The following is a 13,724-nucleotide window of genomic DNA, read 5'->3' as shown; positions in this document are numbered from 1 at the left end:
GATGGATAAAATCTACGTTGTTCCGGAGCAATAACCAAGTGATTGACAGCTATCCCTACAAGTCTCTAGAAATTTGCCGGAACGCCTACCCGCCCGCTGCCCGCGTAGACGTTCAGGCTGGTTCCCCGGCTGAATCCCACCAGGGTCAGGCCAGTCTCCTGGGCCAGCTCCGCAGCGAGGCTGGAGGGCGCGCTGACGGCGGCCAGAACCGGGATTCCGGCAAGCGCAGCCTTCTGGACCAGTTCGAAGGACGCCCTCCCTGATACCTGCAGAATGGTGCCACTCAGGGGCAGCAACCCTTCGCGCAGCGCCCAGCCCACCACCTTGTCCACGGCGTTGTGCCTGCCCACGTCTTCCCGCAGGCACAACAGCTCAGCGTCGCCGTCGTCGTTGATCCTAAAAAGGCCCGCGGCGTGTACTCCCCCGGTCTTGTCAAAAACCGCTTGCGCTTCACGGAGACGGTCCGGCAATGAAGCGAGAACCTCCACCGGCACGCGCAGGGGGTCGTCCGCCGGGCTGAAGTGTGAAGATTTGCGCACGGCCTCGATGGAGTCTGTGCCACAGATCCCGCAGGAACTGGACGTGTAGACATTGCGGCCGGTCTCGGGAAGGACGACGTCGGGCCGCAACTGGGCTTCCACCACGTTGAAGGTCTGCACGCCGTTCTCGTCCTCGCCGGCGCAGAAACGCAGCGAGATGAGCTGGGCCGGGTCCCAGATGACCCCCTCGGAAACCAGGAAGCCCGCTACGAGGTCAAAGTCGTCGCCAGGGGTCCTCATGGTCACGGAGAAGGACATGTGCCCCAGGCGCACCTCCAGCGGTTCCTCGACGGCCAGGAAGTCCTCGCGGTAGCGGACCGGGTGCTCCAACGCCTGGGCTGAGCCATCCAGGACGAATTTGTGCACCTTGCGGCGCTGGGTCACCCGTCCCATCTCAGATACCCACCGTCTCGGCGGCCGCTTCCCCGTGTTTGACGAAGCGGACCGTCATGGCCTTGTAGCCGGGTGTGTTGGATTCACGCGCGACGTTCTCCCGGTGCACCAAGGCGTTGGCCTCCGGGAAGTATGCGGCCGCGCAACCCTTGGCTGTCGGGTAGGCAACCAGCCGGAACTTGTCCGCCCGGCGTTCCGTTCCGCCAAAGATGGAGATGACGTCCACCAGGTCCCGGTCTTCGAAGCCGAGTTCGCTGAGGTCGTCCTCGTGGACCAGGATGACCCTGCGGCCTTCGGAAATACCCCGGTAGCGGTCGTCGAGCCCGTAGAACGTCGTGTTGTACTGGTCGTGGCTACGGACGGTCTGGAGGATCAGGTGGCCGGCCGGGGCTTCAAGGTATTCCAGCGGGCTCACGGTGAACCGTGCCTTGCCGATATCCGTGGCGAACGTGCGGGAATCGCGCGGCGGGTTGGGAAGCACAAAGCCGTTCTTGGTGCGGACCCGCGCGTTGAAGTCCTCGAAGCCGGGGATGACCCTGGAGATGTGGTCCCGGATGACGTCGTAGTCCTCGGCCATCTCCCGCCAGTTCACCGCGTGGTCATCGCCAAGGACTGCCTGCGCCATGCGTGCGACGATGACGGGTTCGCTGAGCAAGTGCTCCGAGACAGGAGTCAGGCGGCCCTGGGTGGAGTGGATGACAGACATGGAGTCTTCCACGGAGAGGAACTGGCGTCCGCTTGGGTGCTTGTCGTCCGTGTCCGTACGGCCCAGGGTAGGCAGGATCAGGGAGGTCTTGCCGTGCACCACGTGGGCGCGGTTTGGCTTGGTGGAGATGTGCACCGTCAGTCCGGCCCGCTTCAGCCCTTCCTCCAGCGCGACCGTGTCCGAGCCTGCCGCGGCGAAGTTCCCGCCCATGGAAACGAATACATCCACGTCGCCCTTCTCCAAGGCGTGCTGGGTTTCCACGGAGTCGTAGCCGTGTGCCCTGGGCATCGTGAATCCGAACTCCTTGTCGAGGGCTGCGAGGAAGCCTTCCGATGGCTTCTCCCAGATCCCCATGGTGCGGTCGCCCTGCACGTTGGAGTGGCCGCGGACGGGGCAAGCGCCGGCTCCGCGCTTGCCGAAGTTTCCCTGGAGGAGCAGCAAGTTGATGATTTCCCGCAAAGTGTCCACGGAGTGGGGCTGCTGGGTCAGGCCCAGCGCCCAGCAAATGATGGTGCCCTTCGAAGCGGCCAGCATGCCCGCAACCTTGGTGATTTCGATGCGGCCCAGGCCCGTGGCGCGTTCCGTCTCGGCCCAATCCAGCGTGGCCCGGGCTTCGGCGTAGGCCTCGAAGCCGTCGGTCTGCGCCTCGATGAAGGCGCGATCCACCACGGTTCCCGGCTGCCGCTTCTCCTCTTCCAGCAGGAGGTGGCCCAGCGCCTGGAACAGCGCGAGGTCGCCGCCCACCTTGATCTGCAGGAACTCGTCGGCAATGTCCGTGCCGCCGCCCACCACGCCGTTGAGCGACTGGGGATCCTTGAAGTTCAGGAGTCCTGCTTCCGGCAACGGATTGACGGCGACAACCTTGCCGCCGTTGTTCTTGCAATCCCGCAGGGCCGAGAGCATGCGTGGGTGGTTCGTGCCGGGGTTCTGGCCTACAACCAGCACCAGTTGCGCTTCGTGGATGTCCTCCAGGGAGACGGTACCCTTGCCGATGCCGATGGTCGGGTTGAGGGCGCTGCCGGAAGACTCATGGCACATGTTCGAGCAGTCGGGCAGGTTATTGGTGCCGAGGCTCCGCGCAAAGAGCTGGTACATGAAGGCTGTCTCGTTGGCCGTGCGCCCCGAGGTGTAAAAAACGCAACGATCCGGCGTCGTGGCATTGACGTGTTCGCCGATCAGGGCGAAAGCATCCGTCCAGCTGATCGGAGAATAGTGTGTTTCGCCGGGGCGGATGACCACGGGCTCGGCGATGCGTCCTTGGCTGCCCAGCCAGTATTCGGTCTTGTCCTCGAGCGCGGCGATGGAATGCTGGGCCCAGAACGCCGCATCGACCACGCGGGTGGTGCTCTCCTCGGCGATGGCCTTGGCCCCGTTTTCGCAGAACTCGGCGGGGCTGCGTTTTCCGGTAATGGACTCCGGCCAGGCGCACCCGGGACAGTCGAAACCGTCCCGCTGGTTGACGCGGAGCATTGACTTGACGGTCCGGCTCACACCGGCTTGGGCCCAACCTCGTTCCAAAGCCACGGTGACTGCCTTGACACCGGCGGCGGAGCGCTTGGGCGGGTGAATTTGGAGGTCATCTTCATTGATGTCCTGCTCGGGAGCATGCCTGTTCATGTCCCCATCATTGCAAGGCCTGTCCTTCTATTCCACCCGTGTCCATCCGGCAGCGGAAGTTCTCAGCCGGTCAGGGCACTCCAGTCCACCGGCCCTGACGAAACTTTGCGGGCAGACTTCGCGGGAGGTTTCTTGGTTTTGTCCTCCGGAGCCTTCGGCTGGGGAAGCGGCTGCCCCCAAGGAAGGGGAAGGCGGGTACTGACTCGCCTAGTTGAACGCCGTGTGGCGGGACCACCATGACTCCGTCCGCACTGGCGAGCCCGCGCATCATCCCCGGCCCGGCGTGTTGCGCCGGCGAGGCCAAACCGTACACGAACCTGAAGGGAAGCAAGCGCGTGCGTCCGGGGTCGGCGTCGAGCGTCGCACCACAAGGCACCGCACCGACGTCGGGCAGCGTTCCGTGCCCCAGTCCAGCAAGCAGCGGTGCGCCGATCGTGAAAAGAACCATCATGGCCGCGAGCGGGTTGCCCGGCAGCCCTAAGACAAAGCGCCCATCCGGCAACTCGGCCAACACGGCAGGGTGTCCCGGCCGCATCGCAATGCCGTCAATCAGCAAACGGCCGCCAAGTTCGGCAATGGCGCGCCGGAAGTGGTCCGTTCCGGAACGGCCCGTTCCCCCGGTGGTGATAACGACGTCGGCGGGTGGCGTGTCCGGCGACAACTCGCCTTCCTCAAGGCCGGAGAGCCATTCGTCGTAGGAGTCACCCACTTTGATCAGCTCGCCGCGGATCCCGCCAAGGAGCTCGACGACGGCGCCAAGCTGGGGGCCGAAGGTGTCCCTCACCCTCCCAGGGGCCGGGATACCCGTGGTCACCACTTCGGAGCCGGTCAGGAGCAGTTTCACGTGGGGTTTGCCCAGGACTTCCAGTTCATCGCGGCCGGCCAGCGCAGCCAGGGCGAGGTGGGCGGGGTTCAAGACGACGCCTGCTTTGATCAGCAGTTCCCCTGCCCCGGCTTCTTCTCCCGCGTTACGGATGTGCTGCCCGTTGCGCGGTTCGCCAGGTTTCGCATTTCCGCCGAGCGCGAGGACCGGCAGGCCATCTTCGTCGGTCGCCAGGACACCGCTTTCGCTCCGGAGCACGGCTTTGGCCCCCGGCGGTATCAGGCCACCGGTGACAATAGGGCTCGCCTGGTGGGGGGCCAGCCGATGGCCCGGCTCGGCCAGGATCCACGGGCCGCTGCCGTTGACAGCCCAGCCATCCATCGCCGAGGACGCATAGTGCGGCAGGTCCTGCAGGGCATGGACGTCCGACGCCAACGTCCTGCCGAGCGCGTCCTTCAGGGCAACGGGAGCGGCGGGAATGGGCGTAGCACAGTCAAAGGCAAGCTGCCGGGCTTCCGCCCACAGGTGGTCGGCATGCTTCTCGGCGCCCACTTTCTCGGCACCCTGTTCAGGGGCATCGGTCATCCGGCGTCGGTTCCGGGGTTCGTGTAGTCGTTGGCGAGCGTGCGTGCCAGGCCCATCGCGGCGTCCATCGATGCGGATTCAGTCGCTTGTCCCGAACCTGCGGCCAGTCCGGCCGCGAAGCCGGCAATGAAGGTGGTCAAGGGAGCCGCCGGGCGAACGACAGAATGGGCTGCAACCCCTGCAAGGGACAGGATCTCGTTGATGTCGATCTCGACGCCTTCAAGCTCATATGCCTGCAGCAGGCTCCTGCACCATTCCTCAAGCGTTTCTTCTTGGCTCTTCACGATCCGCCTCCACAGTCCGGTACAGCTGTTGTGACGGCAGGTCACCGTCCAGTCCAAGCGCCGCGGCGTCGTCCCAGGTATCCACGTCATCGGTGGAGCCAGCAGGAACAGCTACGGCCAGCAGATCAAGCCTAGCAAGCAGGCGGAACACCGCTGCGTTGGCGAGGCTACCCTGTTCTGCCGCGGCCAGCACTTCGCGCCGCAAAGCAGAGATCCGGTAAATTCCAAGCAATGGCTGCCTCCGGCCATCGGCGGATACGGACATAACCCCTTCCGTTTCCGGATGGCCGGCAAGTTCCTGGAGCAAGACCGGAACCGCGGCGGCGGCGAGGGGCATGTCGCACGCCATGACGAGTACCCATGGTGCGGGTGTTTCCTTCGCGGAAAGACCCTCGCGGGCATGCTTCTCGAGCGCAAGGAGTCCGGCTTCGATCGCGGCTGCCGGCCCAGCGAAAGGCGGGTCCTCGCGGGCCGTCAACGTGCCGTCCGGCAACGTGCCAGGATCTGGCCCGACGACGACGACGCGCCCGGCCCCGTACGCCGCCGCGAGGGCGCGCTCAAGGAGCGTGGCGCCGTCGTACCTCAGCTGGGATTTGGGCACACCACCGAGGCGGGAGGACTTGCCACCCGCCAAGATCGCCGCATCAAAGTCCACCAGCCCAGATTACCGGGGGCAGGCTCAGTTGCGGTTCAGGCCGCCGACTCGGGCAAGAGGAAGGGATCCCACGCGGGCGCAGGTTTCTCAAGCTCCTTGATTTGCCAGATAGTCCCGGTGGGCGCCGCTGGAGTGAACCTCAGTTTCCAGCCCATTTCGGCCGGTGTATGGTCACTCTTGGCGTTGTTGCAGCGCAGGCACGCCGCCACCAGGTTTTCCCAGGAATCCGCGCCGCCCCTGGACTTGGGGTGGACGTGGTCAATAGTGTGGGCTGCTTTCCCGCAATAGGCGCAACGGTGACCGTCGCGGCGCAAGACGCCGCGGCGTGTAACCGCCGTGATCGTGTTGTACCTCGGCCGGATGTAGCGATTGAGCAGAATCACGGAGGGACGTCCGAGAATCTCCTGTGGCCCGACGACAGGCTCGTCGCCTTCGGCCACTACGCTCGCTTTTCCGGTGAGCACAAGGACCAGCGCCCGGCGGAAGGTTACTACCGCCAGCGGTTCATATCCAGCATTCAGAACGAGTGTGCGCATGCACGTACCTCTTCACGGCCGCACCCGTCAGGGGCGCGAGGGCCGGCTGCCCTCTGCATGTACGGGCTGTGGATCGACACCACAAGAGTAAACACGCAGAGGCCAGATCAACGAATCCGTGGGTGGGTTCCGGCGCTGTGTCGGGCAAAGTTCATGTACCGGACATGTGGCGTGAACCTTAAACATGCCTGGTTAAAACGGAACATCCCCGCGCGCGAACCGGCGGGGATGTTCCAGTGAAACTATGTAGCCGAAGCTATTTAGCCACCAACGCGGATGAAGACCGGGCCGGAGCCGACGTTGACGCTGTACAGGGCAGTGGTGCCACCGTTCCAGCCGCCGTGGACTGCCATGCCGTTGCCGACGTAGACGGCGATGTGGGCCATGCCCATGCCACCGTTCTGGTAGTAAACCAAGTCGCCCGGCTGCGCTTCAGCAGCGCTGACCGTGCGGCCAAGGGAGAGGTAGTCTGCCGGCCAGCCGTGGAAGTTGATGCCAACAGCGGCCAGGGAGTTCGAAGCCAGGGCGGTGCAGTCCTGGGCAACGCCAAGCTGCGCGTAGGCTGCGGCGGCAATTGCTGCGCCCTTGCCGCTGGCAACCTTCGTGGCAGGGGATACAGCGGCGGAAACAGAAAGCGTTGCGGTGCCCGCCTTGGGAGCGGCAACAGCTTCCTGGACGGCAACCGGAGCTTCGACAACCGGAGCAGCTTCGGTGGAAACCACCGGGCGCTCGTACTTGATGGCCACGGAAGAATCGGCCGAAATGCTGGCTTGGGCGATGGACTGGACTTCCAGGGTGGAGGTCGCAGTGGACTCGCGGGGGACGTTGGTTTCGGCAGCGTTGGCTGCGATACCGCTAGTGAGGACCAGTCCGGAAGCAGCGGCGATAACTGCGGCCTGACGGCCTACGCCACCGGCGTTGCTGCCGACGGTCTTAGCGATGACGGCAAGCGAGTTGGTCTTGGTGACCGCGGCGCGGTGGCGCGCAAGAGTAGAGCGTGAAGACACGTTAAAAGGCCTCTCCCTATGCCCGCGAGGTAAGCTGTCGGATTCGGATGGGAGTCATCCGGCCGCAATGCTTCCCGTAGGAAACAATTGCGACTTAACCCCAAGGCCATCGGTGAAGATGACCAAAAGTGGGTCCCCCGCCTCTGCCAGACGATGTTTTGCGAACGGAACCTCGAGCAGTGGCAGAGCTAGGCAATCCACCCGAGTGCATCAACTCTCTAAAAGTTGATGCGAGTTAGACGGTACAGGAGTTTTGGCTGAATGTCACATTCAGGTCACGGAGCGTGACAAGCATGCGAGAGACGGCCATCGGATTGGCTACAGCCAGCCGAGGGGATCAACGACATCGCCGTTGACCATGACTTCAAAATGGAGGTGGCAGCCGGTGGAAGCGCCGGTGGTGCCGCTCAAAGCGACAACGTCACCGCGGTTGACCGTTTGGCCCACCTGGACGTTGAACGAGGACAAATGGTTGTACGTGGTTTCGAGGCCGTTGCCATGGTCCACCACAACGCGGTTTCCACCGCCATACGGGTGCCAGCCCGCAAACGTGACCTTGCCGGCTGCAGCCGCATGCACCTGGGTGCCGCACTGGGCCACGAAGTCCTGGCCACGGTGGAACTCCCCTAGGCCTCCTGTAATGGGGTTCACGCGGTAGCCGAACGGCGATGCCGTGGTGAGGGTGTCCAGCGGAGCCCCCAGCGTGCCCTTCGAGGACGATGTCTTGATGCTGCCGACGGACTGCGCGCTCAGGAGCTGCTTGAGCTTGCTATCAGGATCCGCCGTGGTGGAAACGGCAGCGCGGCTGAAGTCGATGGTGGCACTGGCCGCAGCGGGAATCTCAGGCTGGGTACCCATCGAAGCGGCCGAAGCCTGGTTCGATTCCGCGGTGGCCGTCAATGCGCCGGTACCCGGCATGGCGACCGTCAGGATGAGGCCCGTGGCGGCGAGGGCCACGCCTGCCTTCTGTCCCACACCGCTCGCGGCAGCAAAATCAGCCATTTGCCGCAAGGGCCCCTTGCGCCGGCGCACTTCGCGATGCGGATCGCGGGGCCGGTCGTGCGCAACGACGTTCGTGCTCCGCAGCTCAGCAGTAGGACCGGACGCGCGTCTGCGGCCCCTGGTGTTCTGCGTGGTCAAAGTGTTCCTCTCTGGCAAGCCTGCGAAGTTAGCTGTCGGATTCGGGTCAGAGAGTGCATGGACCCGGTCCGCGTGGAGGGCGCGAAGCACAGAGGAGTCCCCGGGAAGGGTCCTGCGCTTTTTGCACTTCCGCTGCGGACTTCACCCCAAGGCTGTCTTTCGACAGCCGCTGGTGGTTCCCCCGCTTCTGCCAGTGAATGGACTAATCCACCTGATCCGCTGGCAGAACTCGGCTTCGGATCAGGTAACGCTTTGGTATCGGCGCCAGTACTAAACTATAGGGGATTAAACCCCCGCAGTAATAATTTCGTTATCTTTGCCGAACAGTTTGCAGAAGGCCTAAGAGACGGTCACAAAGACGTGCGACGCCACCTCAGGCGGCAGCTCCAACGCACCATCGATATTGGGCACGCGAACGGAGATGTACTCCCCTACACGCTCAAGGGAAACCCTGGCTCCGGGGCGGATTCCGCCCTCGTCCAGCTGAACCAGCAGCTCCGGTTCCACCTGGATCGGTTCAGCCAGCCGGCTGACGACGACCCGGTTGTCCGGTGAGTATTCGTTCATCGCTTCAAGGAGGTTGACTACGCCATCCGTAAAGGCGTGGGACGCAGCTCCGCCCAGGGCTTCGAGCCCCGGAATGGGGTTGCCGTAGGGAGATTCAGTGGGGTGGTTAAGGAGTTCATAGAGCCGCCGTTCCACGCGCTCGCTCATAACGTGTTCCCAGCGGCATGCCTCGTCGTGGACATAGGCCCAGTCCAGTCCGATGACGTCGGCCAGGAGCCGCTCGGCGAGCCGGTGCTTGCGCATGACCTCGGTGGCGCGTTTCCGGCCGGTTTCGGTCAATTCAAGGTGCCGGTCGTTGGAAACAATCACCAGGCCGTCGCGTTCCATCCGCCCGATAGTCTGGGAAACGGTGGGACCGGAGTGCCGCAAGCGCTCGGCAATGCGTGCGCGAAGAGCCACGATGTTCTCTTCCTCAAGCTCCAAAATGGTCCGAAGATACATCTCAGTGGTATCGATCAGATCCGTCATCCAGCTCAGCTCCTCGAGCGCAGTATCTTGCGTATTTTCCACCGTACCGCAGCCGGCCAGGCGGTCGACCCGCCGGTCGTCCCAGGCCGGGCGCCAGCTCCAAGCTTAGCCTATTTTGAATTACTCCGGATAATTCTCGCGCCGGCCTCGGCCCAGGTCTCGGCGGAACAAATGCTTTCCACGTGGCGGACTATGAAGCCTTCAGTTCTGTCCCCGCCAGTGGAGTCAGGCAGAATTGGGGAGTCGAGGGGGCAGCTTGCCACCTGCCACGACCCATCTAGGCCGCTACTTCACCATTGGAGCATCCCGTGAGCGACAACAGCATCACCATCCCCGCCGATTTGCTGCCCAAGGACGGCCGCTTCGGCGCCGGGCCCTCCAAGGTCCGCCCGGAGCAGATCGAGGCCCTGTCTGCCGCCTCGGCAACAATTCTTGGCACCTCCCACCGCCAGGCACCGGTCAAGAACCTGGTGGGCTCTGTCCGCGAGGGACTCAGCCAGTTCTTCCGCGCACCCGAGGGCTACGAGGTGATTCTCGGCGTCGGAGGCTCCACCGCGTTCTGGGACGTCGCCAGCTTTGGCCTGGTAGAGAAGAAGGCACAGCACCTCTCCTTTGGTGAGTTCGGTTCCAAGTTCGCCGCGGCCACCAACAAGGCACCTTTCCTGGAGGCTTCCTCCATCATCAAGTCCGAGCCCGGCACGCGCCCGGTTTCCCAAGCCGAGGCAGGCGTGGACGTTTACGCGTGGCCGCAGAACGAAACCTCAACGGGTGTGGCGGCTCCGGTCAAGCGGGTTGCCGGCGTCGACGACGGCGCCCTGGTCCTGGTGGATGCGACCTCCGCCGCCGGCGGCTTGGACGTGGACGTCGCCGAGGCTGATGTCTACTACTTCGCACCTCAAAAGAACTTTGCCTCCGACGGCGGCCTGTGGCTTGGCCTCTTCTCCCCCGCAGCCCTGGATCGCGCCGCACGCATCAAGGCAAGCGGCCGCTGGATCCCCGATTTCCTGGACTTGCAGACGGCTATCGACAACTCGAAGCTCAACCAGACGTACAACACGCCGTCCCTGTCCACGCTGGTGACGCTGGACGCCCAGGTCCAGTGGCTCAACAAGAACGGTGGCCTGGACTTCGCTTCCGGGCGCACGGCGGACTCCGCCAACCGTATCTACACCTGGGCCGAGGCTTCCGAGTACGCAACCCCGTTCGTGGCAAAGGCTGAAGACCGCTCCAACGTCATTGCGACGATCGATTTCGATGATTCGATCGACGCCGCGGCCATCGCCAAGGTGCTGCGCGCCAACGGGATCGTGGACACGGAGCCGTACCGCAAGCTGGGCCGCAACCAGCTCCGCATCGCTACCTTCGTTGCCATCGAACCGGACGACGTTTCGGCTCTGCTCGCCAGCATCGACTTCGTGGTGGGCGAACTCAAGAAATAAGGGCCAGCCGCGGGCGTTCCCGCGGTCAGGACTTGTCAGCGTCGTCCGGGTGAGGATCCCGGGCGGCGCTAGCCCTTTTAACAGGGCCAGCCCTTTTAACAGGCCAGCCTTTTATACGGCGCTATCGCCCTTATCGCCGTCATCCATGACAGGGCCCGCGCCCTGGGACTCAATGCGGAAGAACCGCAACCCGCGGGCGCTTCGGTCGAAGCGGAGCCGCAACCGGTGTGCGCGGATGATCCAGATGATACCGACGACGGCGGTGCTGGCGCCGGCAGCCGCTGCCACGCCAACGGCCCAGCGGGGTCCGGCTACGTTGGACACCCAGCCAACGAAGGGTGCCCCGATGGGTGTTCCACCCATGAAGATGGCCATGTACAGCGCCATGACCCTGCCTCGCATGACAGGTTCGGTAGTGGACTGCACATAGCCGTTGGCGCTGGTGATCATGGTCAAGGCGAACAGGCCGCACGGAATCAGGGCCAAAGCAAACATGGTGTAGTTCGGCGCCAGGGCAGCGAACCCGCTCGCGATGCCGAACCCGCCGGACGCGGCGAAGATGAGCCGCATCCGTGGCCTGCCACGCCGGGCGGCCAGCAACGCCCCCGCGACTGAGCCGATTGCCATGACCGAGTTGAGGAGCCCGAACGCACCTGCGTCCATGCCGAATTCCGTGCCAACCATCGCGGCAATGAAGAGAACGAAGTTCAGGCCGAACGTGCCCATAATGAAGACCGCAACGAGGACCACCATGATGTCCGGGCGGTTCCGCACAAAGCGGAGCCCTTCGCGGATACGGCCTTTGCCCGCGGCCGCGCGGGGCTGGACGCGCAGGGAGGACATGGGAATGGCGCGGATCGCGCCAAGCATTGCCACGAAGGTCAGCGTATTGATGATGAACACCCAGCCCGGCCCCACGGCCACGGTCAACATGCCCGCTACGGCAGGGCCGATCATGCGGGCAACATTGAAAGAGGCACTGTTCAGCGCAACGGCGTTGGAGAGGTAGTCGTCCTTGACCAGCTCCGAAACGAACGTCTGGCGAACGGGGGCGTCAAGTGCCGAGACGACGCCGAGCAACAGCGCGAACACGTAGACGTGCCACAACTGCGCAGCGCCGCTCAGCACGAGGATTCCCAAACCAGTACTCAGGACGGCCATGGCAGATTGTGTCATGACCAGGAGCCTGCGCCGGCTGTAGCGGTCGGCAAGCAGTCCGGCCCACGGAGCCAGGAACAGCTGCGGACCAAGTTGCAAGGCCAAGGTAATACCCATGGCACCGGCGTCGTGGTTGCTCAGATGGGCAAAGACCAGCCAGTCCTGGGCGGTCCGCTGCATCCAGGTGCCGATGTTGGAAACAAGGGCGCCAAGGAACCAAATGCGGTAGTTAAGGACACCCAGCGATTTGAAGGTGGACATCAGGTTCCACCTTCAAAGAGTTCACTCGCTGGGTCCGCCAAGGGCTAGTCGGCCTCGACTTCGTCGTCGGCGTCCTCGTCGTCAGCGTCCTCGTCGTCGTCGGCTTCAGCCTCGTCAGCGTCCTCGTCGTCGTCGTCCTCGTCATCAGGGGCGTCGTCGCCGTCGGGCGCCTCGTCGTCGTCCTCGTCAACGGAACTGTCCGCGATCGAGGTGCCTTCCCCTGCCAGCTCCTCGGGGACCGCCTCGTCCTCCGGACGGACGCGCTTTGCCCACGGCACCCATTCAGGGGCGAGGATAGAGTCCTCGGACGGCAGCAGGCCGAGCTCGCTGACCGTGACAACCTTGGAGCGCGAGTTGCGGGTCACGACGGCGTACCACTGCCAGCCGCCGTAACCGGCCAGTCGCGATTCGAAAAGGTGCGTGACGACGCGTTCGCCTTCGGACCGTGCCCCAATATGCAGTCCGATTTCACTTGGCTTGGCAATGGTCTCCACCGCATTGCGGGCGACGTCGACGGCGGCTGCCAGGAAGGCGTCCGGCTTGCCGACGCGCCACACGGGAATGCCGGCGCGGGGTTTCGCCGTGGCCGGCTTCCGCCCAGCACCGGTATCAGCCGTTCCTGCCGTTGCTGGAGCAGCACCAGTACCGTTCTCTTCAGGACTGGCTTCAGCGGATTCCGATGTCATGGCTGGTTTAGGCTTCCAGCTCGTCGGCTACCTTGCGCAGGGCTGCCGCGATGGCCTTGCCTTTGGCACCTTCAGGGTACTTACCGGCCGACAACGTCCCCGAAAGGTTGTCCAGGACGGACACAAGATCCTGGACCATGGGCGCGAGCTCACGGGCGTTCGTGCGCTTGGCCTTGGCGATGGATGGCAACTTGTCCAGTACGCGGAGGCCTAGTGCCTGGGCGCCACGGCGACCATCGGCAACGCCGAACTCAACCCGGGTACCTGCTTTGAGATCCGTTACGCCCTCGGGCAGGGCGGATTTGGGCAGGAATACTTCCTGGCCATCCTCTGCTGCGAGGAATCCGAAGCCTTTGTCCTTGTCATACCACTTGACCTTGCCGGTGGGCACGTAATCAACCTTCTTCGTTCTTGCTTGGGAGACACAGCCAGCGCGTCACCGCATCCGCAGGATTCTGCGGGAGTAGGGGTAACTGCCTGGTCCGTGTTGGTCTATTGCTTCAAGGTTATCCTGCCCGGCCCCGGATTCGCGCTTTGAGACCACGCGGAGCCGGTCCCGTCGCCTTTTGCTCGTGCGCAGACCGGCAACGGCACATGTGGGGCGGGACTGTTAGCGTTGCTTACATGATTCCCCACGGCTACCGCCGCCCGCTCGTGATCGTCGCCGCCGTCGTCGCAGTGCTCTCCTTGGCGGCTGTGGGCACCGTCACGGCCACCGCTTTTGCCCAGGGTGTGGCACCGATTTGGGTGACGTCCACGGCCCTCTACGGGCTGCCGCTCGCCTTCATTTTGATGGCCGCGCTGGTGGTGGACTCCATCTGGGCTCGGCGTCGCCAATGAGCCACCAGAAAGCCCGACGG

Annotated in this window: 13 protein-coding genes, 1 pseudogene and 2 riboswitches; of the genes and pseudogenes, 2 read left to right on the top strand and 12 right to left on the bottom strand. The window is 64.1% G+C overall.

Annotation, left to right across the window (positions count from 1 at the left end):
* Window positions 1-65: 65 nt before the first annotated feature.
* From fdhD to ACX5I4_RS04250, 9 genes and pseudogenes are all read right to left on the bottom strand, one after another.
* Window positions 66-932, bottom strand: a complete 867-nt coding sequence (fdhD, locus tag ACX5I4_RS04290; RefSeq protein ID WP_461835567.1) for a formate dehydrogenase accessory sulfurtransferase FdhD — start codon at window positions 930-932, stop codon at window positions 66-68.
* A gap of 1 nt (window position 933) precedes the next feature.
* Window positions 934-3,255 carry an FdhF/YdeP family oxidoreductase gene (locus ACX5I4_RS04285; RefSeq protein WP_461835566.1) on the bottom strand — a complete coding sequence of 774 codons (2,322 nt, stop codon included), beginning with the start codon at window positions 3,253-3,255 and terminating at the stop codon, window positions 934-936.
* Window positions 3,256-3,317: 62 nt separating this feature from the next.
* Window positions 3,318-4,663, bottom strand: a pseudogene (locus tag ACX5I4_RS04280) (molybdopterin molybdotransferase MoeA).
* A complete protein-coding gene (locus ACX5I4_RS04275; protein WP_461835565.1) occupies window positions 4,660-4,947 on the bottom strand; it encodes a DUF6457 domain-containing protein in 288 nt (95 codons plus the stop codon). The pseudogene ACX5I4_RS04280 and the gene ACX5I4_RS04275 overlap by 4 nt, the downstream one beginning before the upstream one ends.
* Window positions 4,922-5,602 (bottom strand): molybdenum cofactor guanylyltransferase, encoded by a 681-nt coding sequence (mobA, locus tag ACX5I4_RS04270; protein ID WP_461835564.1) that lies wholly within the window; start codon window positions 5,600-5,602, stop codon window positions 4,922-4,924. The genes ACX5I4_RS04275 and mobA overlap by 26 nt, the downstream gene beginning before the upstream one ends.
* 35 nt (window positions 5,603-5,637) lie before the next feature.
* Window positions 5,638-6,138 (bottom strand): HNH endonuclease, encoded by a 501-nt coding sequence (locus ACX5I4_RS04265; RefSeq protein ID WP_028266173.1) that lies wholly within the window; start codon window positions 6,136-6,138, stop codon window positions 5,638-5,640.
* 260 nt (window positions 6,139-6,398) lie between these two features.
* Window positions 6,399-7,145: an NlpC/P60 family protein gene (locus tag ACX5I4_RS04260; RefSeq protein WP_461835563.1), complete on the bottom strand. Its 747-nt coding sequence runs from the start codon at window positions 7,143-7,145 to the stop codon at window positions 6,399-6,401.
* A gap of 5 nt (window positions 7,146-7,150) precedes the next feature.
* Window positions 7,151-7,318: riboswitch (cyclic di-AMP (ydaO/yuaA leader) on the bottom strand.
* 145 nt (window positions 7,319-7,463) lie between these two features.
* On the bottom strand, window positions 7,464-8,285 hold the full coding sequence (locus tag ACX5I4_RS04255; RefSeq protein ID WP_461835562.1) for a M23 family metallopeptidase: 822 nt from the start codon (window positions 8,283-8,285) through the stop codon (window positions 7,464-7,466).
* 2 nt (window positions 8,286-8,287) lie between these two features.
* Window positions 8,288-8,499: riboswitch (cyclic di-AMP (ydaO/yuaA leader) on the bottom strand.
* A gap of 125 nt (window positions 8,500-8,624) precedes the next feature.
* Entirely contained in the window at window positions 8,625-9,320 is a 696-nt protein-coding gene (locus ACX5I4_RS04250; RefSeq protein WP_461835561.1) for a metal-dependent transcriptional regulator, read from the bottom strand.
* A 308-nt stretch (window positions 9,321-9,628) separates the two neighbouring features.
* On the opposite strand from ACX5I4_RS04250, the gene serC reads away from it, so the two are divergent.
* Window positions 9,629-10,759, top strand: coding sequence for a phosphoserine transaminase (gene serC, locus ACX5I4_RS04245; protein ID WP_461835560.1), 1,131 nt, complete (start codon window positions 9,629-9,631; stop codon window positions 10,757-10,759).
* Between the two features lie 111 nt (window positions 10,760-10,870).
* Here serC and ACX5I4_RS04240 read toward each other — a convergent pair whose 3' ends face one another.
* The 3 genes from ACX5I4_RS04240 to ACX5I4_RS04230 are packed head-to-tail and all read right to left on the bottom strand — an operon-like array spanning window position 10,871 to window position 13,255.
* A complete protein-coding gene (locus ACX5I4_RS04240; protein ID WP_461835559.1) occupies window positions 10,871-12,178 on the bottom strand; it encodes an MFS transporter in 1,308 nt (435 codons plus the stop codon).
* A gap of 44 nt (window positions 12,179-12,222) precedes the next feature.
* Window positions 12,223-12,864, bottom strand: a complete 642-nt coding sequence (locus ACX5I4_RS04235; RefSeq protein ID WP_461835558.1) for a DUF3027 domain-containing protein — start codon at window positions 12,862-12,864, stop codon at window positions 12,223-12,225.
* A 7-nt stretch (window positions 12,865-12,871) separates the two neighbouring features.
* Window positions 12,872-13,255: a cold-shock protein gene (locus tag ACX5I4_RS04230; protein ID WP_461835557.1), complete on the bottom strand. Its 384-nt coding sequence runs from the start codon at window positions 13,253-13,255 to the stop codon at window positions 12,872-12,874.
* 233 nt (window positions 13,256-13,488) lie between these two features.
* Here ACX5I4_RS04230 and ACX5I4_RS04225 point away from each other — a divergent pair, with 233 nt between their 5' ends.
* Window positions 13,489-13,704, top strand: a complete 216-nt coding sequence (locus ACX5I4_RS04225) for a hypothetical protein (protein WP_461835556.1) — start codon at window positions 13,489-13,491, stop codon at window positions 13,702-13,704.
* Window positions 13,705-13,724 lie beyond the last annotated feature (20 nt).

The sequence above is a fragment of the Arthrobacter sp. MMS24-S77 genome (assembly GCF_054888235.1).
This window is presented reverse-complemented; position numbering and strand designations above follow the sequence as displayed.